The 24,559-nt window shown below is 68.0% G+C and carries 16 protein-coding genes and 1 tRNA gene; 1 reads left to right on the forward strand and 16 read right to left on the reverse strand.

Annotated features, from left to right (window positions below; all coding sequences use genetic code 11):
- Positions 1 to 93: 93 nt before the first annotated feature.
- From ABT026_RS00865 to rpsL, 5 genes are all read right to left on the reverse strand, one after another.
- Positions 94 to 3,240, reverse strand: coding sequence for a glycosyl hydrolase 115 family protein (locus ABT026_RS00865; protein WP_351110720.1), 3,147 nt, complete (start codon positions 3,238 to 3,240; stop codon positions 94 to 96).
- Between the two features lie 683 nt (positions 3,241 to 3,923).
- Positions 3,924 to 5,117, reverse strand: a complete 1,194-nt coding sequence (gene tuf, locus ABT026_RS00870) for an elongation factor Tu (RefSeq protein WP_351110722.1) — start codon at positions 5,115 to 5,117, stop codon at positions 3,924 to 3,926.
- A 164-nt stretch (positions 5,118 to 5,281) separates the two neighbouring features.
- Complete coding sequence (gene fusA, locus ABT026_RS00875) at positions 5,282 to 7,408, reverse strand: elongation factor G (RefSeq protein ID WP_351110724.1); 2,127 nt, start codon at positions 7,406 to 7,408, stop codon at positions 5,282 to 5,284.
- 39 nt (positions 7,409 to 7,447) lie between these two features.
- Positions 7,448 to 7,918, reverse strand: coding sequence for a 30S ribosomal protein S7 (rpsG, locus tag ABT026_RS00880; protein ID WP_003974303.1), 471 nt, complete (start codon positions 7,916 to 7,918; stop codon positions 7,448 to 7,450).
- 2 nt (positions 7,919 to 7,920) lie between these two features.
- On the reverse strand, positions 7,921 to 8,292 hold the full coding sequence (gene rpsL / locus ABT026_RS00885; RefSeq protein WP_003948652.1) for a 30S ribosomal protein S12: 372 nt from the start codon (positions 8,290 to 8,292) through the stop codon (positions 7,921 to 7,923).
- A gap of 463 nt (positions 8,293 to 8,755) precedes the next feature.
- Here rpsL and ABT026_RS00890 point away from each other — a divergent pair, with 463 nt between their 5' ends.
- On the forward strand, positions 8,756 to 9,658 hold the full coding sequence (locus tag ABT026_RS00890) for an N-acetylmuramoyl-L-alanine amidase (RefSeq protein WP_351110726.1): 903 nt from the start codon (positions 8,756 to 8,758) through the stop codon (positions 9,656 to 9,658).
- Between the two features lie 174 nt (positions 9,659 to 9,832).
- Here the strand turns inward: ABT026_RS00890 and ABT026_RS00895 are convergent, their stop codons facing one another.
- The 11 genes from ABT026_RS00895 to ABT026_RS00945 all read right to left on the reverse strand — a co-directional run bounded on the left by ABT026_RS00895 (position 9,833) and on the right by ABT026_RS00945 (position 24,419).
- Entirely contained in the window at positions 9,833 to 10,384 is a 552-nt protein-coding gene (locus tag ABT026_RS00895; RefSeq protein WP_351110728.1) for a DUF1707 and DUF4190 domain-containing protein, read from the reverse strand.
- 171 nt (positions 10,385 to 10,555) lie between these two features.
- Positions 10,556 to 14,455: a DNA-directed RNA polymerase subunit beta' gene (locus ABT026_RS00900; RefSeq protein WP_351110730.1), complete on the reverse strand. Its 3,900-nt coding sequence runs from the start codon at positions 14,453 to 14,455 to the stop codon at positions 10,556 to 10,558.
- A gap of 103 nt (positions 14,456 to 14,558) precedes the next feature.
- Positions 14,559 to 18,044, reverse strand: a complete 3,486-nt coding sequence (rpoB, locus tag ABT026_RS00905) for a DNA-directed RNA polymerase subunit beta (protein WP_351110732.1) — start codon at positions 18,042 to 18,044, stop codon at positions 14,559 to 14,561.
- Positions 18,045 to 18,704: 660 nt separating this feature from the next.
- Positions 18,705 to 19,085: a 50S ribosomal protein L7/L12 gene (gene rplL, locus ABT026_RS00910; protein ID WP_351110734.1), complete on the reverse strand. Its 381-nt coding sequence runs from the start codon at positions 19,083 to 19,085 to the stop codon at positions 18,705 to 18,707.
- A gap of 149 nt (positions 19,086 to 19,234) precedes the next feature.
- Positions 19,235 to 19,765, reverse strand: a complete 531-nt coding sequence (rplJ, locus tag ABT026_RS00915) for a 50S ribosomal protein L10 (RefSeq protein ID WP_351110736.1) — start codon at positions 19,763 to 19,765, stop codon at positions 19,235 to 19,237.
- A 467-nt stretch (positions 19,766 to 20,232) separates the two neighbouring features.
- Entirely contained in the window at positions 20,233 to 21,159 is a 927-nt protein-coding gene (locus ABT026_RS00920; RefSeq protein WP_351110738.1) for an SCO4651 family lipoprotein, read from the reverse strand.
- 311 nt (positions 21,160 to 21,470) lie between these two features.
- A complete protein-coding gene (rplA, locus tag ABT026_RS00925) occupies positions 21,471 to 22,196 on the reverse strand; it encodes a 50S ribosomal protein L1 (protein WP_351110740.1) in 726 nt (241 codons plus the stop codon).
- A gap of 72 nt (positions 22,197 to 22,268) precedes the next feature.
- Positions 22,269 to 22,703, reverse strand: coding sequence for a 50S ribosomal protein L11 (gene rplK / locus ABT026_RS00930; RefSeq protein ID WP_108954835.1), 435 nt, complete (start codon positions 22,701 to 22,703; stop codon positions 22,269 to 22,271).
- 163 nt (positions 22,704 to 22,866) lie between these two features.
- On the reverse strand, positions 22,867 to 23,721 hold the full coding sequence (gene nusG / locus ABT026_RS00935) for a transcription termination/antitermination protein NusG (protein WP_351110742.1): 855 nt from the start codon (positions 23,719 to 23,721) through the stop codon (positions 22,867 to 22,869).
- A gap of 241 nt (positions 23,722 to 23,962) precedes the next feature.
- Positions 23,963 to 24,238: a preprotein translocase subunit SecE gene (gene secE, locus ABT026_RS00940; protein ID WP_351110744.1), complete on the reverse strand. Its 276-nt coding sequence runs from the start codon at positions 24,236 to 24,238 to the stop codon at positions 23,963 to 23,965.
- A gap of 108 nt (positions 24,239 to 24,346) precedes the next feature.
- Positions 24,347 to 24,419: transfer RNA gene (locus ABT026_RS00945), tRNA-Trp, on the reverse strand.
- Positions 24,420 to 24,559 lie beyond the last annotated feature (140 nt).

Raw genomic sequence — 24,559 nt, forward strand, 5'->3', positions numbered from 1 at the left:
CGGGATCGCCGGGCCGCAGGACGCGGCCGGGCTGTGGTGTGGGGGATGTGGGGGGTAGAGGCGCCGGACCTCCCCAGGTCGGCGCCTCTGGTCTCAGCGGACCCGGCGGCTCTCCACCGGGCCGAGGTAGGTCGTCGGCAGCGAGCCGGTGTCGACGATCAGGCGCTGCAGGACGACGGTCGGGTCGACCATCCAGAACCGCAGCTTGTGGGTGCCCGCCGTCAGCGTGTGCTTGGTGGGCGTCCGGTTGACGTTGTCGGAGGTGTTGCGCTCCCACCGCTTGTTCATGCCGCCGTCGTCCGCACCGGTCGCGGCGGTGATGTCGACGGTCTTCGGGGCGTCGCCGTCGAACGAGACCGCGTACCGCAGGCCCGTGCCGGGGAGGGTCGGGTTGCGCGGCGACAGGTAGGCCCAGACGGTGACCTCGCCCGGCGTCAGGACCGTCACGTCGTACTCGAGGTACGGGCCGCTGCCCGGGGTCTGGGTGGGAGCCGTCACCGGGGTCGGGGTCATGCCCGCGGAGCTGCGGCCGATGCGGTCGATCCGCAGCCACCCGGCGTCCTTGGTGGCGACGGCACGGCTGTGGTGCTCGGCGTCGATCGCGATGTAACCGCCCGCCTCCACGAAGCCCTTGAGACCCCGCGCCGAGGTGTGGTCGGCGACCGCCTTCACGGTGACGGTGGCGCCGGCGCCCTCCACGGTGAGCTCGGCCTCGCTGCGCCCGGCCGGCGCGCGGTGCCAGTCCACCGACACCGTCAGCCGGACCTGCGTGCCGACCGTGCCACGGGTGCGCTCCACGCGCAGCCACGGCGCGGACGAGGTGACCGTGTAGGCGAAGGACCGGGTGCCCCGGTTGAAGATCTCGATGAAGGCGTCGTCGCCGGTGCGGTACGGGCTGAACTCGGGGAGGACGGCCTCCGTCTCCGCCGCCGGCCACCACTTCTCCGAGCCGGAGACGGCGACACCCATCTCGGCGGTGTCGGGGACCTCGATGCGCTTGACCGCGGGGAAGAGCACGTCCTTGATCGCGACGTTGTTCACCTCGGGCTGCTGCCACGGCGCGTTGGGGCCGTACCGCTCGATGTCGCCGTAGTCGATGTGCGGCTGGAGCTGGAAGCCCTTCCACTTGCCGTCCGCGATCTGCGTGTTGAAGACGTCCTGCAGGCGGAAGTCCTCCTGCAGGCCCGCCTCGGCGCGGTCGGCGAGCGCGTTGGTGGCCGCGCGGCCCTGGCCGGCGTAGTGGATGTTGGTGAACTCCGCCTCGCGCAGGTCGTAGACGTTGGCGGTGGCGAGGACGTTGTAGCCGACCAGCTCGAACCAGGCGTCCTGGGCGGAGGCGGGCAGCTTGCGCCCGATCCGCGCCGTCTCCTTGGCGAGCTCCCGCCAGTCCTGCGTGACGCGCTCCAGCTCGCCCCAGTAGAACGGGGTCTGCTTGTCGTCGTAGACGACCGCGGAGTTGTCGGTGGCCAGGTCCTTGGTGGGGTCGAGCGTGATGCGCCGGTTGAGCAGTTCCGGCTTGCGGAGCTGCTGCAGGTGGGCGTAGCGCGACAGCACCGCGGCGATGGCCTCGGCGTGCTCCTTGCCGAAGTGCAGCTCGGCGTAGTTCCGCTCCCACTCCCCGATCTCGTCGAGCTCCCAGCGGCTGGGGCTCCAGGCGTAGTCGAGGAAGAACTGCGTGGGCAGCTCGTTGCCCTTCAGGTCGCCGACGTTGACGACCCACAGGCCGTGGTTGCCGTAGGAGACGGCCTGGTGGAGCTGGTCCCACATGTTCGGCAGGGACGTGGTGTCGACCCACTTGTAGTTGCGGCCGCCGCCCACGTAGTCGAAGTGGTAGTACACGCCGTAGTTGCCCGAGCGGTACGGCTCGGCCGGGTCCGGGTGCTTGCGGATGTTGCCCCAGTTGTCGTCGCAGAACACCACCGTGACGTCCTCGGGGGCGCGCAGGCCCTTGGCCCAGTACCGCTGGACCTCCTTGTAGAGCGTCCACACCTGCGGCACCGCGGTCTCGGAGCCCAGGATCTCCTTGATGATCCCGCGCTGGGTGCTGATGATCTCGTGCATCAGCTCGATGCCGTCGCCGTCGGGCAGGCTGACGTCGCCGTTGCCGCGCATGCCGAGGGTGACCACACCCTCGTAGCCCTGCTCCTTCATGCGCTTGATGCCGTCGCGCCAGTACGCCTCGATGGCGGCGCGGTTGCGGCGGAAGGACCACTCGCCGGTGCCGCCGTAGGGGTCGGAGCCGGGGGTGGTGATGTTGCCCGCGGAGTCGCGGACGGCGGCCTTGGCGTGGCGGTTCCACTCCTCGATGCCGCGCATCATCGGGGCCTCGTGCGAGGTGCCCATGACCACGCCGTAGGCGGTGGCGCGGGCGTGGTTCTCCGGGTCGTCCTCGGCGAACGCGCGGCCCCACACGGCCGGCCACAGGTAGTTGCCCTTCAGGCGGAGCAGGACCTCGAAGACCTTCTCCCAGAACGCGGCGTTGAAGCCGCCGTCGAAGCCCGGCGCCTTGCCCGGACCGAAGAACTGGGGCGCCCAGGTGCCGAGGTTCGGGTTCTCGTCGTTGATGAAGACACCACGGAACTTGACCTTCGGGGTGCCCTGCGTCCAGGAACCGGCCTTGACGTAGATCTCGCGGCGCTGCACCGGCACGACGTCGTCCCACCAGTACCAGGGGGAGACGCCGATGCCGCGGCTGACGTCGTAGGCGCCGTAGATGGCGCCGCGCTGGTCGCTGCCCACGATCACCAGGGCGCGGTCGACGCCGGGCATCGGGCGCTCGACCACCGTCTGCTGGGAGGTCTCCCACTTCCCCCGGATGCGGGAGACGTCCAGCTTCCCGGACGCGACGAGCTTGTCCACCAGCTCGCTGCGGCCGAGCGTTCCGACGATGACGACCTCACGGGCCGACCCCGCGCGCGACGCCGGCTTCACGCCGCTGACCCGCTCGACGTCGGCGCGCAGGTCCGCGGCGACCCGGACCACGCCCGCGAAGTCGTCGGCGTCCACGATCACCGGGGCGGCGTGCCCCTTGCGCACCAGCGGGAAGGCGCCGGCCTCCGGCTGGAACGTGATGTACGCGCCCGAGTCGGTGCGGCGCGGCCCCCCTCCGGCCGCGCCGCGTTCCGCGTCACCCTGGGCCGCGTACCCGGTACCGGCCCCACCGCCGACCAGGGGGAGTGCCACCAGGCCCGCGGCCGCCCCTGTTCCCAGAACCGACCTACGGCTGACGTTCCCGCGCATGGCTCACCCACTTCTCGGCTGAATTTGGTAACCGGCCTGACAAATGTTGGGGCAGGGACGGGAGCACGACAACGGGTCGGGAGCAACGAAAACTTTCGATACGCGAACACGACCGGGAAGATCCGGAAATCGCAGGCGGAAACGACCGCGAGGGCGCCCTCCCGCCAGGGCACGGGGAGCGCCGGTTTTCGAAATCGGCCACGAGACGGCGCGAAAGTCGCGGGATTTCTTCCGCAACGTGCCGCAACGCCTGCGGGCCCGCCGCAAACCGGCCGTGACCTGCAACGATCACGCCCGTCGGGCGCACTGCGGCCCTCCGGGTCCGCAGCGGAAGCGCGGGAAACGGGGAGCCGGGAACTTGGCGAAAACGATGCACCCGCCTGCGCCGGCCGCGGCGAGAAGGACGGCAGGGAGGGCGGCAGGAAGCGGGCTGAAAGCCCCCCGGCCGCGACGCGAGAAGCTCCCCGTGCGCGGCCGAGAACCGCCGACGGACGGGAAGGGGCCCTCGGGGAGCCCAGCGGGACCGGAGAGACCTGTGAGGGCCCACGAGAGGGGCCGGGACGACGGGAACGGGTACGGCAACGGGTGCGGGAACGCCGAAGGGCCCGCACGACGTGATGTCGTGCGGGCCCTCCTTGAGCCACAAGAGCTCAGGTCATCGAGTGACCGTCAGGCAAGGGAACTTACTTGACGATCTTGGTGACCTGGCCGGCGCCCACGGTACGACCACCCTCACGGATGGCGAACTTCAGGCCCTCCTCCATGGCGATGGGCTGGATGAGGTCCACCTTCATCTCGGTGTTGTCACCCGGCATGACCATCTCGGTGCCCTCGGGGAGGGTCACGACGCCGGTCACGTCCGTCGTACGGAAGTAGAACTGCGGGCGGTAGTTGTTGAAGAACGGGGTGTGGCGACCACCCTCGTCCTTGCCGAGGATGTAGGCCTGGGCCTCGAACTCGGTGTGCGGGGTGACCGAACCCGGCTTGATGATGACCTGGCCGCGCTCGACGTCCTCGCGCTTGATGCCACGGAGGAGCAGACCGACGTTCTCACCGGCCTGGCCCTCGTCGAGCAGCTTGCGGAACATCTCGATACCGGTGACCGTGGTGGTGGTCTTCTCGGTCTTGATGCCGATGATGTCGACGGTCTCGTTGACCTTCAGGACACCACGCTCGATACGGCCGGTGACGACCGTACCGCGACCGGTGATCGTGAAGACGTCCTCGATCGGCATGAGGAACGGCTTGTCGACGTCGCGCTCCGGCTGCGGGATCGCGGTGTCGACGGCCTTCATGAGCTCGAGAACCGAGTCGGCCCACTTCTGGTCGCCCTCGAGCGCCTTCAGAGCGGAGACCTTGACGACCGGAACGTCGTCGCCCGGGAACTCGTACTCGGTGAGGAGCTCACGAACCTCGAGCTCGACGAGCTCCAGGATCTCCTCGTCGTCCACCATGTCGGCCTTGTTCAGGGCGACGACGATGTACGGAACGCCGACCTGGCGGGCCAGGAGCACGTGCTCCTTGGTCTGCGGCATCGGGCCGTCGGTCGCGGCGACCACCAGGATCGCGCCGTCCATCTGGGCGGCACCGGTGATCATGTTCTTGATGTAGTCCGCGTGACCCGGGCAGTCGACGTGGGCGTAGTGCCGGTCTTCCGTCTGGTACTCGACGTGCGCGATGGAGATGGTGATACCGCGCTGGCGCTCCTCAGGAGCCTTGTCGATGTTGTCGAACGCGGTGGCCTCGTTCAGGTCCGGGTACGCGTCGTGCAGCACCTTGGTAATGGCGGCCGTGAGGGTCGTCTTACCGTGGTCGATGTGACCGATGGTGCCGATGTTGACGTGCGGCTTAGTCCGCTCGAACTTCGCCTTCGCCACTGGGGTCCTCCTGGGAGTGGTTCTGAACGCCTTGCTTCATCGGCGCCAGGTGATCTTTGCTGGAATGCCCGGCCCCTCGGGGCACCCCGGCACGTTCCTCTCGGTTCGCGCCGGAATGCCCCTGGAGGCACGGAGTCAAGCCTAAAGCGTGGAACTCGGTGGAGTTACTCGCCCTTGGCCTTCGCGATGATCTCCTCGGCGACGTTCCGCGGAACCTCGGCGTAGGAGTCGAACTGCATCGAGTAGCTCGCGCGACCCGACGTCTTGCTGCGGAGGTCGCCGACGTAGCCGAACATCTCCGACAGCGGGACCAGGCCCTTCACGACGCGGGCGCCGGCGCGCTCCTCCATGGCCTGAATCTGACCACGGCGGGAGTTGATGTCGCCGATGACCTCGCCCATGTAGTCCTCGGGCGTGGTGACCTCGACGGCCATCATCGGCTCGAGCAGCACGGGGCTGGCCTTGCGTGCGGCCTCCTTGAAGGCCTGCGAACCCGCGATCTTGAACGCGAGCTCGGAGGAGTCGACCTCGTGGTAGCCACCGTCGATGAGGATGACACGCACGCCGGTCATCTCGTAACCGGCGAGGATGCCGAACTGCATGGCTTCCTGCGCACCGGCGTCCACCGAAGGGATGTACTCCTTCGGGATGCGGCCACCGGTGACCTTGTTCACGAACTCGTACGACGCCTCGCCGCCCTCGATGGGCTCGATCGCGATCTGCACCTTGGCGAACTGACCGGTACCACCGGTCTGCTTCTTGTGGGTGTAGTCCACGCGCTCGACGGCCTTGCGGATCGTCTCACGGTACGCGACCTGCGGCTTGCCGACGTTGGCCTCGACCTTGAACTCACGGCGCATACGGTCGACCAGCACCTCGAGGTGCAGCTCGCCCATACCACCGATGATGGTCTGGCCGGTCTCCTCGTCCGAGTGAACCTGGAAGGAGGGGTCCTCCTCCGCGAGACGCTGGATGGCGACACCCAGCTTCTCCTGGTCACCCTTGGACTTGGGCTCGATGGCGACCTGGATCACCGGCGCCGGGAAGTCCATGGACTCCAGGATGACCGGGGCCTTGTCGTCCGACAGCGTCTCACCGGTCGTGGTCTGCTTGAGACCCATGACGGCGATGATGTCGCCGGCGCCCACCGAGTCGATCTCCTCACGCTTGTTCGCGTGCATGCGGTAGATCTTGCCGATGCGCTCCTTCTTGCCCTTCACGGAGTTCAGCACCGAAGAGCCGGACTCCAGGCGGCCCGAGTACACCCGGACGAAGGTGAGCTTGCCGAGGTGCGGGTCGCTCATGATCTTGAAGGCGAGGGCAGCCAGCGGCTCGTCGTCGGACGGCTTCCGCTTGACGACGGTCTCGGCGTCCTTCGGGTCCGTGCCCTCGATCGCCTCGATGTCGACCGGCGACGGCAGGTAGCGCACGACGGCGTCGAGCAGGGGCTGAACGCCCTTGTTCTTGAACGCGGTGCCGCAGAACACGGGGGTGACGGTGGTGCCGCCGCCCTTGCCGGACGCGATGGTGATACGACGGATCGCCGCGTAGAGCTGCTCCTCGGTGGGCTCGGTGCCCTCGAGGTACATCTCCATCAGCTCTTCGTCGTTCTCCGCGACGTCCTCGACCAGCTTGGCGCGGTACTCCTCGGCCTGCTCCTGCAGGTCGGCCGGGATGTCGACGACGTCGTACATCTCGCCCTTGGTGGCCTCGGGCGAGTAGACGAGGGCCTTCATGCGGACCAGGTCGACGACGCCGACGAAGTCGGCCTCGGCGCCGATCGGCAGCTGCATCACGATCGGCTGGGCGCCCAGGCGGTTGACGATCATGTCAACGCAGCGGAAGAAGTCCGCGCCGGTACGGTCCAGCTTGTTCACGAAGCAGATACGCGGAACGCCGTAACGGTCGGCCTGACGCCACACCGTCTCGGACTGGGGCTCCACGCCGGCGACGCCGTCGAACACCGTCACGGCACCGTCGAGCACGCGCAGGGAGCGCTCCACCTCGACGGTGAAGTCGACGTGACCCGGGGTGTCGATGATGTTGATGGTGTGGTCGACGTCTTCCAGCGGCCAGTGACAGGTGGTGGCAGCAGAGGTGATCGTGATGCCACGCTCCTGCTCCTGCTCCATCCAGTCCATGGTCGCGGCGCCGTCGTGGACCTCACCGATCTTGTAGCTGACGCCGGTGTAGAACAGGATCCGCTCGGTGGTGGTCGTCTTGCCCGCGTCGATGTGGGCCATGATCCCGATGTTGCGGACCTTGGCCAGGTCAAGCGAAGTGGTAGCCATAAGGCTTCAGTCTTCTCTCGGTCTCGATGGGGTCTGCGACTACCAGCGGTAGTGCGCGAAGGCCTTGTTGGACTCGGCCATCTTGTGCGTGTCCTCGCGCTTCTTGACGGCCGCACCGAGGCCGTTCGAGGCGTCGAGAAGCTCGTTGAGCAGACGCTCGGTCATCGTCTTCTCGCGACGGGCGCGGGAGTAACCGACCAGCCAGCGCAGGGCCAGCGTGTTGGCGCGACCGGGCTTGACCTCGATCGGCACCTGGTAGGTCGCGCCACCGACACGGCGGGACTTGACCTCGAGGGTCGGCTTGATGTTCTCGAGAGCGCGCTTCAGCGTGATGACCGGGTCGTTGCCGGTCTTCTCGCGAAGGCCCTCCATGGCGCCGTAGACGATGCGCTCGGCGGTGGAGCGCTTGCCGTTCAGCAGCACCTTGTTGATCAGGGAGGTCACCAGAGGAGAACCGTAGACCGGGTCGATGATGACCGGGCGCTTCGGGGCGGGGCCCTTACGAGGCATTCTTACTTCTCCTTCTTGGCGCCGTAGCGGCTGCGGGCCTGCTTGCGGTTCTTGACACCCTGGGTGTCGAGGGAACCGCGGATGATCTTGTAACGAACACCGGGCAGGTCCTTCACACGGCCGCCGCGCACGAGCACGATCGAGTGCTCCTGCAGGTTGTGTCCCTCACCCGGAATGTAAGCAGTGACCTCGATACCGCTGGTCAGACGCACACGCGCGACCTTACGCAGGGCCGAGTTCGGCTTCTTCGGGGTGGTCGTGAACACACGCGTGCAGACGCCACGGCGCTGAGGGGAACCCTCGAGTGCGGGCGTCTTGTTCTTCTCGACCTTGTCCTGCCGGCCCTTCCGGACCAGCTGCTGGATCGTAGGCACTACTTCTCCGGTTTCTGTGTGCCGAATGGTGAAGCTAACCTGGAACATCGCCGACCCACGCGGTCGGGTGTGTCGAATCCCGCGGACCTACGCCGTCAGGCGGAGAGCTGCACGGATCACGGTGGCCGATGCGGACTCCCCTTGCGGTGGAAAGGCACGCAAGGAGGCCAGGGCACACCCCAGGCACAAGGTCTGAGCGTACCTACCGCATACGCCGTGGTCAAAACAAATGCCCCGGGGCTGGCCAGGGCCCCGCCGCGGCGTCGCCCCCGCCGGTCCGGCGCGGTCCTGCGGGCCCCTCGCCGCCGCCCCGCGCGCGCCCCGCGGACGGAGCGGAGGCCACCCCCGCGGGTGGCGGCGAGAACGCACGATCGAACACCGGCACATCTGTTGATACGCACGGCAGAGGGAATGAGAGGCGCAGGGACACCCCCGCAAGGACACGAGCGAAGGGAACTGCACCATGGCCTCACCTCTGACCGCCGACGCCCTCGTCAGAGCACTACGGAACGAGGGCGTGAAGGTGGTCGAGCACTCCGGCTGGCGCACCAACAACCGGAACTCGAAGGGAGCATGGGGCCCGGTCAACGGCGTGATGATCCACCACACGGTGACCTCCGGCACCGACGCGACCGTCCGCCTGTGCTTCGAGGGCCGCTCGGACCTCCCCGGCCCCCTCTGCCACGGCGTGATCGCCAAGGACGGCACCGTCCACCTGGTCGGCAACGGCCGCGCCAACCACGCCGGGCTGGGCGACGACGACGTGCTGCGCGCCGTGGTCACCGAATCGGCGGCGCTGCCGGCGCCCAACGAGAACAACACCGACGGCAACGCCCGCTTCTACGGCTTCGAATGCGTCAATCTCGGCGACGGCAAGGATCCCTGGCCCGCCGCGCAGCTGGAGGCGATAGAGGCGGCCGCGGCGGCGATCTGCCGCGCCCACCGGTGGAGCGCGCGGTCGGTGATCGGCCACAAGGAGTGGACCAACACCAAGATCGATCCCCGCGGCTTCTCCATGGCCGGCATGCGGGAGCGCATCGCCTCCCGGCTCGGCCAGGCCGCCCCGACCCCGCCCGCGCAGCCTGTGGTGGACCTCTCGCGGCTCGTGACGGCCGCACGGACCGACCCGGACGCCTCGGGCACGCCCGTCACCTACGAGGGCGTGAAGACCGTGGAGCGGGCCCTGGTGGCCGAGGGGCTGCTCACCGCGGCGTACGCCGACGGCCACTACGGCACGCAGACCGTGACCGCCTACGCCGCCTGGCAGCGGCGCTGCGGCTACTCGGGCGCCGACGCGGACGGCATCCCGGGCATGTCCACCCTGAGCCGGCTGGGCGCGGAGCACGGGTTCACCGTCCAGGCGTGACGCGCGGCCCCGCCGCACCGGAGTAGCGCACGGGCCCGCCCGTGACGCGGCCACCCCCCACCGCCGCCCCGCACCACTCCCCCGCCGCGGCACCGCACGCGCCGCCGCCCCGCGACGCCTGGCTCACCGCACCGATCAGTTCACCGCGACGCCTGGCTCACCGCGACGATCGGTTCACCGCGCCGACCAGGCCACCGCGCCGATCAGCGCCACCAGCCAGTACACGCTCCACCCGGCGATCCATATCCAGCCCAGCACCAGGCCGGCCACCGCGCAGCCGTCGCCCTGCTGGCCCGAGGCGCGGATCTCCGAGCGCGCCTGGTGCCCCAGCACGACCGCCGGGATGCTGGTCAGCCCCGCGGACATCACCGCGAGGATGCCGAGCACCATCGCCGCTGTCGCCTTGCTGTTGGTCGTGCCCGGGTAGGGGGCCGCCCCGAGGACCGGCGGAGGCGCGCCGAAGGGGCCCCGCACGGGCGGCGGCCCGTAGGAGGGCACCGCGGGCGGGGCGGAGACGGGCCCCTGCGGCAGGTCGGCGACCAGGCCGGACAACTCCGCCTGGGTGCGGGCCGCGTAGGCCCGGGCCACCCGCTGCTCGAACTCGGTCTTGCCGAGCCGCCCCTCGGCGTACCCGGCGCGGAGCACGTCGACCGCGCGCTCGCGGTCGGCCGTCGACGCCAGCATCGGACTGCCACCCGCGTACGGGGACCAGGGCTGCATGGACATATCGGCACCACCCCTCTCCTTGGACGGTAAAACGCCCGCCGCGGGGCTCCTGGTTCCCTCCCCGCCCGAATTCCCCCGTGCGGTCCATCGCCGGGACACGCCGAAGGGCGGCCACCCCCACGGGGGTGACCGCCCTCAGGTCACGCGGACCTACCGCTCAGCGCGGTTCGCTCACTGGTTGTACGGACCGTAGTCGTAGTCCTCCAGCGGCACCGCCTGGCCGGAGCCGGCGCCGAACGGCGAGTAGTCCATGTCGTCGTAGCCCACCGCCGAGTACATGGCGGCCTTGGCCTCCTCGGTCGGCTCGACCCGGATGTTGCGGTAGCGGGACAGACCCGTACCGGCCGGGATGAGCTTACCGATGATGACGTTCTCCTTGAGGCCGATCAGGGAGTCGGACTTGGCGTTGATCGCCGCGTCCGTCAGGACCCTGGTCGTCTCCTGGAAGGACGCCGCCGACAGCCACGACTCGGTCGCCAGCGAGGCCTTGGTGATACCCATCAGCTGCGGACGGCCGGAGGCCGGGTGGCCGCCTTCCTGGACCACACGACGGTTCTCGGTCTCGAACTTCGAGCGCTCCACCAGCTCGCCCGGCAGCAGTTCCGCGTCGCCGGACTCGATGATCGTCACGCGGCGCAGCATCTGCCGGATGATGATCTCGATGTGCTTGTCGTGGATCGACACGCCCTGCGAGTTGTAGACCTTCTGGACCTCGCCGACCAGGTGCACCTGGACCGCACGCTGGCCGAGGATGCGCAGCACGTCGTGCGGGTTGGTGGCACCCATGGTCAGCTGCTGGCCGACCTGGACCGGGTCGCCCTCGGACACCAGGACCTTGGCGCGCTTGGAGATGGGGTAGGGCATCTCGTCGCTGCCGTCGTCCGGGGTGACGACGATCTTCTTGGTCTTCTCGGTCTCCTCGATCCGCACGCGGCCGGCGGCCTCGGAGATCGGGGCGACACCCTTCGGGGTACGGGCCTCGAAGAGCTCGACGACACGCGGCAGACCCTGGGTGATGTCGTCACCGGCCACACCACCGGTGTGGAAGGTACGCATCGTCAGCTGGGTGCCGGGCTCACCGATGGACTGGGCGGCGATGATGCCGACCGCCTCACCGATGTCGACCAGCTTGCCGGTGGCCAGCGAGCGGCCGTAGCACATGGCGCAGGTGCCGACGGCGGACTCACAGGTCAGGACCGAGCGGGTCTTGACCTCCTCCACGCCGGCGCGGACCAGCTGCTCGATGAGGACGTCACCGAGGTCGACGCCCGCCGGGGCGAGCACCTTGCCGTCGACGACGATGTCCTCGGCGAGGCAGCGTGCGTAGACCGAGGTCTCCACGTTGCCGACCTTGGCGAAGACGCCCGCCTCGTCGCGCTCGGCGATCTTCAGCTTGAGGCCGCGCTCGGTGCCGCAGTCCTCCTCGCGGATGATCACGTCCTGCGAGACGTCCACCAGACGACGGGTGAGGTAACCCGAGTCGGCGGTACGCAGAGCGGTGTCCGCCAGACCCTTACGGGCGCCGTGGGTGGAGATGAAGTACTCCAGCACGGACAGGCCCTCACGGAACGAGGCCTTGATGGGACGCGGGATCGTCTCGTTCTTGGCGTTGGACACCAGGCCACGCATACCGGCGATCTGACGCATCTGCATCATGTTGCCTCGCGCGCCCGAGTTCACCATCATCGAGACCGGGTTGACCTTCGGGAAGTTCTCGTTCATGGCCTCGGCGACCTTGTTGGTCGCCTCGGTCCAGATCCCGATGAGCTCGTTGGTGCGCTCTTCCTTGGTGATCAGACCGCGCTCGTACTGCTTCTGGACCTTCTCGTCCTTGGCCTCGTACGAAGCGACGATCTCCTTCTTCGCGTCGGGGACGACGATGTCGGAGATGGCCACGGTGACACCGGAACGGGTCGCCCAGTAGAAACCGGCCGACTTCAGGTTGTCGAGCGTCGCCGCCACGATCACCTTGGGGTAGCGCTCGGCGAGGTCGTTGACGATCTCGGAGAGCTGCTTCTTGCCCACCTCTTCGTCGACGAAGGGGTAGTCCTCGGGCAGCAGCTCGTTGAAGAGCGCGCGGCCCAGCGTGGTGTGCAGACGGAACGAGTCCCCCTGCTGCCACTCGGGCTCGCCCTCCTCGCGGGCCGGCGGGGTCCAGCCGCGGGGCGGCATGGTGCCCACCGGGAAGCGGATGTCCACCTCGGCCTGGAGCGAGAGCTCACCGGCGTCGAAGGCCATGATCGCCTCGGCGACGGACGCGAACGAGCGGCCCTCGCCCTTGGGCCCGCGGCCCTCGGCGTCCGTGGTGAGGAAGAACAGACCGAGGACCATGTCCTGGGTCGGCATCGTCACCGGACGGCCGTCGGCGGGCTTGAGGATGTTGTTCGAGGAGAGCATCAGGATGCGCGCCTCGGCCTGCGCCTCCGCGGAGAGCGGCAGGTGGACGGCCATCTGGTCACCGTCGAAGTCCGCGTTGAACGCGGTGCAGACGAGCGGGTGGATCTGGATGGCCTTGCCCTCGACCAGCTGCGGCTCGAAGGCCTGGATGCCGAGGCGGTGCAGCGTGGGCGCACGGTTCAGCAGAACCGGGTGCTCCGCGATGACCTCTTCGAGCACGTCGTACACGACCGTGCGGCCGCGCTCGACCATGCGCTTGGCGCTCTTGATGTTCTGCGCGTGGTTCAGGTCGACCAGGCGCTTCATCACGAACGGCTTGAAGAGCTCCAGCGCCATCGCCTTCGGCAGACCGCACTGGTGCAGCTTCAGCTGCGGACCGACGACGATCACGGAACGCGCGGAGTAGTCCACACGCTTGCCGAGCAGGTTCTGCCGGAAACGGCCCTGCTTGCCCTTGAGCATGTCGCTCAGGGACTTCAGCGGACGGTTGCCCGGACCGGTGACCGGCCGGCCACGACGGCCGTTGTCGAACAGCGCGTCCACGGCCTCCTGGAGCATGCGCTTCTCGTTGTTCACGATGATCTCGGGCGCGCCGAGGTCGAGAAGCCGCTTCAGGCGGTTGTTGCGGTTGATGACGCGGCGGTACAGGTCGTTCAGGTCGGAGGTCGCGAAGCGGCCACCGTCCAGCTGCACCATCGGACGCAGGTCCGGCGGGATGACCGGCACGCAGTCGAGCACCATGCCCTTGGGGCTGTTGCTGGTCTGCAGGAACGCGGAGACGACCTTGAGGCGCTTGAGCGCACGGGTCTTCTTCTGGCCCTTGCCGGTGCGGATGATCTCGCGGAGCTTCTCGGCCTCCTCCTCGAGGTCGAAGGACTCCAGCCGCTTCTGCAGCGCGGCGGCGCCCATCGAGCCGTCGAAGTACGTGCCGAAGCGGTCACGCAGCTCGCGGTAGAGCATCTCGTCGCCCTCGAGGTCCTGGACCTTGAGGTTCTTGAAGCGGCTCCACACCTCGTCGAGGCGGTCGATCTCGCGCTGGGCGCGGTCACGGAGCTGCTTCATCTCGCGCTCGGCGCCGTCGCGCACCTTGCGGCGCACGTCGGCCTTGGCGCCCTCGGCCTCGAGCTCGCCGAGGTCGTTCTCGAGCTTCTTGGCGCGGGCCTCGAGGTCCGCGTCACGGCGGTTCTCGATCTGCTGGCGCTCGACGGAGACGTGGGCCTCCAGCGAGGGCAGGTCGCGCTGACGACGCTCCTCGTCCACGTACGTGATCATGTACGCGGCGAAGTAGATGACCTTCTCGAGGTCCTTCGGGGCGAGGTCGAGCAGGTAGCCCAGCCGCGACGGAACGCCCTTGAAGTACCAGATGTGGGTGACGGGGGCGGCGAGCTCGATGTGGCCCATCCGCTCACGGCGCACCTTGGCGCGGGTCACCTCGACGCCGCAGCGCTCACAGATGATGCCCTTGAAGCGGACGCGCTTGTACTTGCCGCAGTAGCACTCCCAGTCCCGGGTGGGACCGAAGATCTTCTCGCAGAAGAGCCCGTCCTTTTCCGGCTTGAGCGTGCGGTAGTTGATCGTCTCGGGCTTCTTGACCTCGCCGTGGCTCCACTGACGGATGTCGTCAGCGGTCGCCAGGCCGATCCGGAGCTCGTCGAAGAAGTTGACGTCGAGCACTATGCGTCAATCCCTCTCAGGGTTGTAAGTCTGTGGTCTGAAACGGGGGTCGCGGGATCGGCGGGGGCCGGCCTCAGAGGGCAGGCCCCACGCCGGACTCCCGTCAGACCTCTTCGACGCTGCTCGGCTCGCGCCGCGACAGGTCGATGCCGAGCTCCTCCGCAGCGCGGAAGACGTCCTCGTCGGTGTCACGCATCTCGATGGACATACCGTCGCTGGACAGCACCTCCACGTTGAGGCAAAGGGACTGCATCTCCTTGATGAGCACCTTGAAGGACTCGGGGATGCCGGGCTCAGGGATGTTCTCGCCCTTGACGATGGCCTCGTAGACCTTCACGCGGCCGGTCACGTCGTCGGACTTGATGGTCAGCAGCTCCTGGAGCGCGTAGGCGGCGCCGTAGGCCTCGAGGGCCCACACCTCCATCTCGCCGAAGCGCTGACCACCGAACTGGGCCTTACCACCCAGCGGCTGCTGGGTGATCATCGAGTACGGGCCGGTCGAGCGGGCGTGCAGCTTGTCGTCGACCAGGTGGTGCAGCTTGAGGATGTACATGTACCCGACCGAGATCGGGTCCGGGAACGGCTCGCCGGAGCGGCCGTCGAACAGCCTCGCCTTACCGGTGGGCAGGACCATGCGGTTGCCGTCGCGGTTCGGGATGGTGTGCTGCAGCAGGCCGGCCAGCTCGTCCTCGCGGGCGCCGTCGAACACCGGGGTGGCGACGTTGGTGCCGGGCTCGACGGCGTCGGCGCCGATCGCCTGGAGGCGACGGGCCCACTCGTCGGCCAGGCCGGAGACGTCCCAGCCGCGGCTGGCGAGCCAGCCGAGGTGGATCTCCAGCACCTGTCCCGGGTTCATTCGGGACGGCACACCCAGCGGGTTGAGGATGATGTCGACCGGGGTGCCGTCCTCCAGGAACGGCATGTCCTCGATCGGCAGGATCTTCGAGATGACGCCCTTGTTGCCGTGACGGCCGGCGAGCTTGTCACCGTCGGTGATCTTGCGCTTCTGCGCGACGTAGACGCGGACCAGCTGGTTCACGCCCGGCGGCAGCTCGTCGCCCTCCTCGCGGTCGAAGACGCGCACACCGATGACCTTGCCGGTCTCGCCGTGCGGCACCTTCAGCGAGGTGTCACGGACCTCACGGGCCTTCTCACCGAAGATGGCGCGCAGCAGGCGCTCCTCCGGCGTCAGCTCGGTCTCGCCCTTGGGCGTGACCTTGCCGACCAGGATGTCGCCGGCGATGACCTCGGCGCCGATGCGGATGATGCCGCGCTCGTCGAGGTCGGCCAGGACCTCCTCGGAGACGTTCGGGATGTCCCGGGTGATCTCCTCGGGGCCGAGCTTGGTGTCACGGGCGTCGACCTCGTGCTCCTCGATGTGGATCGAGGAGAGGACGTCGTCCTGCACGAGGCGCTGCGACAGGATGATCGCGTCCTCGTAGTTGTGACCCTCCCACGGCATGAACGCCACGAGCAGGTTCTTGCCGAGGGCCATCTCGCCGTTCTCGGTGGCCGGGCCGTCGGCGAGGACCTGACCGGTGATGATCCGGTCGCCCTCGTTGACGATGACCTTCTGGTTCACCGAGGTGCCCTGGTTGGAGCGCGAGAACTTGGCCAGGCGGTACGTGACGTACGTGCCGTCGTCGTTGGCCGTGGTGATGTAGTCCGCGGAGACCTCCTGGACCACACCGTCCTTCTCGGCCTTGACCACGTCGCCGGCGTCCACCGCGGAGCGGTACTCCATGCCGGTGCCGACGAGCGGGGCCTCGCTCTTGATGAGCGGCACGGCCTGACGCATCATGTTCGCGCCCATGAGGGCACGGTTGGCGTCGTCGTGCTCGAGGAACGGGATCATGGCGGTCGCGACCGACACCATCTGGCGCGGCGAGACGTCCATGTAGTCCACGTCCTCGCCACCGACGTAGTCGACCTCGCCGCCCTTACGGCGGACCAGGACGCGCGCCTCGGCGAACCGCATCTCGTCGGTCAGCGGGGCGTTGGCCTGCGCGATGACGAAGCGGTCCTCCTCGTCGGCGGTCAGGTAGTCGACGTCGTCGGTGACCTGGCCGTCGACCACCTTGCGGTAGGGGGTCTCGACGAAGCCGAACGCGTTGACGCGGCCGTAGGAGGCGAGCGAGCCGATCAGACCGATGTTCGGGCCTTCAGGGGTCTCGATCGGGCACATGCGGCCGTAGTGCGACGGGTGGACGTCACGGACCTCGAAGCCGGCCCGCTCACGGGACAGACCGCCGGGGCCCAGCGCCGACAGGCGGCGCTTGTGGGTCAGACCCGACAGCGGGTTGTTCTGGTCCATGAACTGGGACAGCTGGCTGGTGCCGAAGAACTCCTTGATGGAGGCGACGACCGGCCGGATGTTGATCAGGGTCTGCGGCGTGATCGCCTCGACGTCCTGGGTGGTCATGCGCTCACGCACGACGCGCTCCATACGGGCGAGACCCGTACGGACCTGGTTCTGGATCAGCTCGCCGACGTTGCGCAGGCGGCGGTTGCCGAAGTGGTCGATGTCGTCGGTCTCGACGACCACGGTCGAACCGTTGTCACCGACCGTCTCGGTCTCGCCGGCGTGCAGCTTCACCAGGTACTTGATCGTCGAGAGGATGTCCTCGACGGTCAGGATGCCGGCGTCGAGCGGGGCGTCGGCGCCCAGCTTCTTGTTGACCTTGTAGCGGCCGACCTTGGCGAGGTCGTAGCGCTTGGGGTTGAAGTAGAGGTTCTCGAGCAGCGTCTGCGCGGCCTCACGGGTCGGCGGCTCGCCCGGACGCAGCTTGCGGTAGATGTCCAGCAGCGCGTCGTCCTGGCCCTGGGTGTGGTCCTTCTCCAGGGTGGCGCGGATCGACTCGTACTCGCCGAACTCCTCGAGGATCTGCTCGGTGGTGTAACCGAGAGCCTTGAGCAGCACGGTGACCGACTGCTTGCGCTTGCGGTCGATGCGGACACCGACCATGTCGCGCTTGTCGATCTCCATCTCCAGCCAGGCACCCCGGGAGGGGATGATCTTGGCGGAGAAGATGTCCTTGTCGGACGTCTTGTCGATCGACGAGTCGAAGTAGACACCGGGGGAACGGACCAGCTGCGAGACCACGACACGCTCGGTGCCGTTGATCACGAAGGTGCCCTTGTTGGTCATGAGCGGGAAGTCGCCCATGAAGACCGTCTGGGACTTGATCTCGCCGGTCTCGTTGTTGGTGAACTCGGCGGTGACGAAGAGCGGGGCCGCGAACGTGAAGTCGCGCTCCTTGCACTCGTCGATGGAGTTCTTCGGAGGCTCGAAACGGTGGTCGCGGAAGGTCAGCGACATCGACCCGGAGAAGTCCTCGATCGGGGAGATCTCCTCGAAGATCTCCTCCAGACCGGACTTGGTGGGGACGTCCTGACCTGACTCCAGAGCCGCCTCGACGCGAGCCTTCCACGCGTCGTTGCCGAGCAGCCAGTCGAAGCTCTCGGTTTGCAGCGCCAGAAGGTTCGGAACCTCGAGGGGCTCCTTGATCTTTGCAAAGGAGATGCGCAGCGGGGCGGTGCTGGCACCGTTGTTCGTATTCGCGGTCGAGGCAGTGCGCGAGGCGGCCAAGAGGGGGTCCTTCCGAGGGCTCGGACTCACTACGCGCGTACCGGCCCCCGCAGAGGAGAGGAAGTGTGGACAACGTCCCAGGTCGGGACGGTCCGGCCTTCCTGGCTCGAGCGGGGCAGACCCCTGGTGACGGGCAGGGGGCAGCTAACAGGCAGCGCAAAGGGTCAGTGTAGCCACATGGCTCACTGATGTCCAGTGCGGGTATGCGCGAACCCCACGAATGCCGCTGACCCTCGCTGTTCTCACCTTGTCTCGACACCGTCTACGACGCCTCGGGCGGGAGCGATATCCCCCTGCCGTCAACGCACGGTGATACTGCCCTCTTCGCCGCCGATCCATGCCTCGGATTACGGATCGTGTCGCGACGCGAACTGAGAATCGCGCGCCGCGTGCGGTTCGTCAAGGGCTCCCCGCCGTCCGGCTGTTCTCCGGCGGCGCGCTGCCACGGCCACCGGAAAGCACTGCGTGCGGGACTCCCCCGGGCACGGCGAAGATCACCTTACCCCGAGCCACGGACACCGCAAGGAGCCCGCCGGGCGGCCCCTGGAACGCCGAAGAGCGACCACCCACTTGGGTGATCGCTCTTCAGTGCTTCAGCGTTACAGCCCGCTCACGCGGAGGCCGTCACGACCGAGCCGGGATCCCTGCGGATCCGTGAGGTCACTTGACCTCGACGGAGGCGCCGGCGCCCTTGAGGGACTCGGCGGCCTTCTCCGCGGCCTCCTTGTTGACCTTCTCGAGGACGGGCTTCGGGGTGCCGTCGACGAGGTCCTTGGCCTCCTTCAGGCCGAGGGAGGTCAGCTCACGCACGACCTTGATGACCTGGATCTTCTTGTCGCCGGCGCCGGTGAGGATGACGTCGAACTCGTCCTTCTCCTCCGGGGCCTCGGCGGCGGCGGCCGGGCCGGCCGGGGCGGCGGCGACGGCCGCGGCGGCGGTGACGTCGAACTTCTCCTCGAAGGCCTTCACGAACTCGGAGAGCTCGATGAGGGTCATCTCCTCGAACTGGGCGAGCAGGTCTTCCTGGCTGAGCTTCGCCATGATGGCGGTCCTTCCACTCAATCGGCAGGTGGTGCCGGATGTACTGGGTGAGGCGGGCGTACGTTTGGCCCGCATTTGATCCCTGCCGCGCCGTCCTTGCGACCGGTTGGTCTCAGGAGTGGGCGGCGAGGATCAGAAAGCGAGCCGAATTACTCGGCACCGCCCTGCTCGTCCTGCTTGGCACGAAGCGCGTCCACGGTGCGGACGAGCTTCGACGGGAGCGCCTGGAAGAGCGAGGCAGTCTGGGACTGCTTGCCCTTGAACGCACCGGCCAGCTTGGACAGCAGAACCTCGCGGGACTCGAGGTCCGCAAGCTTCTTGATCTCGTCGGCGGACAGCGCCTTGCCGTCAAGGACACCGCCCTTGATGACGAGATTCGGGTTCTCCTTGGCGAAGTCACGGAGACCCTTCGCCGACTCCACCGGGTCACCGGTGACGAAGGCGACCGCCGTCGGACCGTTGAACAGGTCGTCGAGCGAGGAGATCCCGGCCTCGTTGGCCGCAATCTTGGTCAGCGTGTTCTTCACCACGGCGTACTGGGCGTTCTCACCGAGCGAACGGCGCAGCTGCTTGAGCTGTGCCACGGTGAGACCGCGGTACTCGGTCAGCACGGCGGCGTTGGAGCTGCGGAACGCGTCCACAAGCTCGGCAACCGCGGCAGCCTTGTCGGGCCTCGCCATAGAGCCTCGGCCTCCTTCCGGGTGATTCGGACCGCGCGGACCCGAAGGAGGACTGGGAAAAACGAAACGCCCCATGCGCAGGCGCACGGGGCTCAGCTCGACCGTCTCGGCTCACGCCGCTCCGGGAACTACTCCACGGTCACCTACGCGGGTCGTCCGCACTTCAGCGGATCCTTCGGCCACCACACCCTCATGCGAGGGCACGGCAACGACCAGCGGTCTTTGGCTTCCTCGGAAGACTACGCGAGTGCACCACCGCGGAGCAAATCCGCCCCTGCCGACCCGGCGAGGGACCTCCGGGCCCACGCCACGGGGCCCGCGTTCCGGTGGAAGCGGGTGTCCCGCGTCGGTCGACGCGGGCGTGGACCTCCGCCCCACAGGGCGAGCGCGCCGGCCGTGGCGGCCGGCGCGCGACCCGTGCACGGCGCCGTGGGCGCTGCCGCCCCGTGGAGCGGTCGTCCGACCGGTCAGGCGCCGGCGCCGGCGCCGGACATCATCTCGGCGAGGTCGAAGGTCTCGGAGGCCGGCGGGGCGGTCACCTTCGCCTTGGTCCCGAAGTCCGACAGGTCCATCTTGACCTTCATCTTGCCGACGGCGGAGTCCATGACGACGTTCATCCGGGTCGGCAGGTCGTCCTCCGTCACCCAGACCTCGATCTCGTAGGACTTCACACCGGCCTGCTCGACGGTGGCCGCGAGACGGTCGCGCTGCTCCTTGTCGAGCTCGGCGAAGGCCTTGTTGGAGTCGATCATCTCCTTGACCGGCACCGTGCCCTTGTAGTGCTCGGCCTGGAGACCGTTGACCTTCTCCGAGCCGAGGCTCCGGACGTTCGGCGACTCCAGCAGGATGCCCAGCGACTCGGTCGGGTCCTGGTTCATGTTCTCGTTCATGGCGCCGGACAGCCCGCCCGCCTCGGCCCCGCCCGCCTCCTCGGCGGCCTTGCCGATCTCGGCGTAGTCGAGCTTCATCCAGCGCTTGCCGTCCATCTCCGCGGCGGCGGCCTTGCCCATGTCCATGTACATGACGTTGTCGACCATCACCGCGCGGATCTCCTCGGGCGCCCCCGCCTGGCCGCCGCCGAGCGCCCCGCCCGACATCGTCACGTCGAGCAGCGCCGGGTCCCAGCCCTGCACACCGCTCATGGTGATCTCGCCGCCCTGGGCGCCGGGGACGGTCATCGTCATCTCGAGGTGGGCGGTCCTGACCTCGGAGGTCTTCTTGAACGCAGCGGTCAGCGCGGAGACCGGGTTGCCGCCGCCCTTCTCCTCGGCGGCGGCGGGCTTGCCGCCCTTGGTTCCCTTGGCCGCGTCCTGCTCCTCACAGGCGGTGGCGCCGGCGACCAGGGCGGTGACCGCGGCGAGGGCGGCCAGCGAGCGGCGGGTGCGAAGGTTCATGGTGATCCCCCCGGGATCTTGGTGCGGATGTGCGGATGTGCGGCTGTACGGGCGTGCGGCTGTGCGGCTGTGCGGCTGTGCGGCTGTGCGAACGCAACGCGGAGCGCGGCGGGTTCGACCGGCGCCGTCGACGTCCCCTCCACACTAGAGACCCCCGCCGACACCGCATCAGCCTTTTCCCGGCACTCTTGACAACACCCACACTGCCGTCCGCCGGAAACGAGGCTCCGCCCCGGAAAACGCCGGTGGCCCCGCCCCCCGGAAAGGGGGACGGGGCCACCGGAAAAGGACCGTCGCGGTGAGCGTCAGGCTCAGACCGCGGCCGGGTCCTCCTCGACGAGGAGGTTCCGCGTACGGTTCGAGTCCAGCGGGATGCCGGGACCCATCGTCGTGGAGATCGCGGCCTTCTTGATGTAGCGACCCTTGGCGGCGGACGGCTTCAGACGGAGGATCTCCTCCAGCGCCGCGCCGTAGTTCTCCACCAGCTTGGTGTCGTCGAAGGACGTCTTGCCGATGATGAAGTGCAGGTTCGAGTGCTTGTCGACCCGGAACTCGATCTTGCCGCCCTTGATCTCGGTGACGGCCTTGGCGGTGTCCATGGTGACGGTGCCGGTCTTCGGGTTCGGCATCAGACCACGCGGACCGAGCACGCGGCCGAGGCGGCCGACCTTGCCCATGAGGTCCGGGGTGGCGACGACGGCGTCGAAGTCCAGGCGGCCCTTGGAGACCTCGTCGATGAGCTCGTCGGAGCCGACGATGTCGGCGCCCGCGGCACGCGCGGCCTCGGCACGGTCGCCGGTCGCGAAGACCAGGACCCGGGCGGTCTTACCGGTGCCGTGCGGAAGGTTCACGGTGCCACGGACCATCTGGTCGGCCTTGCGCGGGTCGACACCCAGACGGAAGGCGACCTCGACGGTGCCGTCGAACTTGGTCGTGGAGGTCTCCTTGGCGAGACGGACGGCCTCGAGCGGGGCGTAGAGCTTCTCCCGGTCGATCTTGGCGTCCGCAGCGCGGAGAGACTTGCTGCGCTTGCTCACTTCTGCTCCTGAGTACTGAGAGGAGTCGTGGTCTGGGCCGAGCAGGCCCTCCCACGTCAACTACGGGGGTGGTCAGCCTTCGACGGTGATGCCCATGGAACGGGCGGTGCCGGCGATGATCTTCGCGGCGGCGTCGATGTCGTTGGCGTTGAGGTCGGGCATCTTGGTCGTGGCGATCTCACGGACCTGCGCGTCGGTGATCTTCGCGACCTTGGTCTTGTGAGGCTCGCCGGAGCCCTTCTCCACACCCGCGGCCTTGAGAATCATCTTGGCGGCCGGCGGAGTCTTGGTCACGAAGGTGAAGGAACGGTCCTCGTAGACCGTGATCTCCACCGGGATGACCCAGCCACGCTGCGACTCGGTCGCGGCGTTGTAGGCCTTGCAGAACTCCATGATGTTCACGCCGTGCTGGCCCAGCGCGGGGCCGACCGGCGGGGCCGGGTTGGCCGCGCCGGCATTGATCTGGAGCTTGATGAGCCCCGTGACCTTCTTCTTCTTGGGAGGCATGTGCTCTCTCTCCGGGTCTTAGTGAGAGGTTGAGCCAACCATCCGATTCAGCCGGATGGAGGCATACCGCACCACGATAACGGGTATCCATGTGCGGCTGAAAACCGAGCAGGTCAGACGGCCACCGGAGTGTGCCGTCCGACCTGTTTCGGAAGACTTTGGATCAGTTCTTCTGGATCTGGTCGAAGGACAGCTCGACCGGGGTCTCGCGGCCGAAGATCTCGACGAGGCCCTTGACCTTCTTCGAGTCGGCGTTGATCTCGTTGATCGTCGCCTGGAGGGTGGCGAAGGGGCCGTCGGTGACGGTGACCGAGTCGCCGACCTCGAAGTCCAGGACCTGGACCTCGACCTTGCGCTGCGGCGCCGGCTTGCCCTCGGCCTCGGCGGCCTCGCGGGCGGCCTTGGCCTCGGCCTCCGGGGCGAGCATCTTCACGATCTCGTCCAGCGACAGCGGGTACGGGTCGTAGGCGTTGCCCACGAAGCCGGTGACGCCCGGGGTGTTGCGGACGACGCCCCAGGACTCGTTCGTCAGATCCATGCGGACGAGCACGTAACCGGGCAGCTTGTTCTGCTTGACCGTCTTGCGCTCGCCGTTCTTGATCTGGACGATCTCTTCCTCGGGCACCTCGGCCTGGTAGATGAACTCCTCGACGTTCAGCGAGACGGCACGCTGCTCGAGGTTGGCCTTCACGCGCTTCTCGTAACCGGCGTACGTGTGGATGACGTACCAGTCGCCGGGCAGGGTGCGCAGCTCCTCGCGGAGGGCGGCGACCGGGTCCACGACCTCGTCGGTCGTCTCCTCGTCGGTCCCGTCCTCGTCCGCGGCGGCCTCAACGGCGTCGGCGGGGGTCTCCGACTCGTCGGCGGCGTCCTCGGACGCCTCCTCGACGTCGGCGTCGGCAGCCTCGACCTCGGCGGAGGTCTCGGTGTCCTCGGTGTCCGCGCCCTCGACGATCTCGAGCTCGTCCTCGACGGCCTCGACCGACTCGCTGGCGTCGTTCAGGTTCGGGTCAGACACGGTGGCTGCTTCTTCCTGGGTACATGGGGGTTGATGCCGTTCCGCCGGCGCCGCCTCCCGCGAGGGGCACTCCCCGTCTCGCCCCCTCGCGGGGGAGGAATCGACGGTCCAGCGGAACACTGGCCTTCAGCCTAGCGGACGATTCGTCCCTGTCAGGCGTTCATGAACACCAGGCCGGGACGCGAACAAGGGCGCCGTTTTCACGACGCCCTGTCTGCTGTGCGGTGTCAGTTCGGGCGGGTCAGCCGAAGACCCAGCCGGCGGCCTCGTCGAGGCCGAAGTCGATCACTGTGACCAGTCCGATCATGACCACCACGAATATGATCACGACTGTCGTGTACGTGGTGAGCTGACTGCGGGAGGGCCAGACGACCTTGCGAAGCTCCGCGACGATCTGGCGGTAGAAGAGCGCGAGGCGCTTCAGCGGGCCCTTCTTGGCCCGCTTGCCGCCCTTGCGCGGCTTCTTCTCTTCGTCCTGGGCATCAGGCATGTCGATGGAGCCCACGGCGTCCGTCACTCGTCCTCACCTGAATCCCGGATCGTGCCGTGCACGAGCCCGGTATGAGCCGCACGGCGGTGCCTGGCAATACTGTCATGCGCACACAACCTGGCTAGGTGTGTGTAGCAGGGCCGGAGGGACTTGAACCCCCAACCGCTGGTTTTGGAGACCAGTGCTCTACCAATTGAGCTACGACCCTTTGTGGTGTCCACCAACCTACCGCATGGTCTCGGGTCTCTCGCAAGATCCTTGATCGACGCGGTCCGTCGGCTTCCAACGAGGTGAGAGTGTACGTGTTCTCGGCCTCCGCGTCGAACAGAAAGTTCCGCGTCCCGTGAG

Source organism: Streptomyces sp. NPDC002734, assembly GCF_040295685.1.
Classification (GTDB): domain Bacteria; phylum Actinomycetota; class Actinomycetes; order Streptomycetales; family Streptomycetaceae; genus Streptomyces.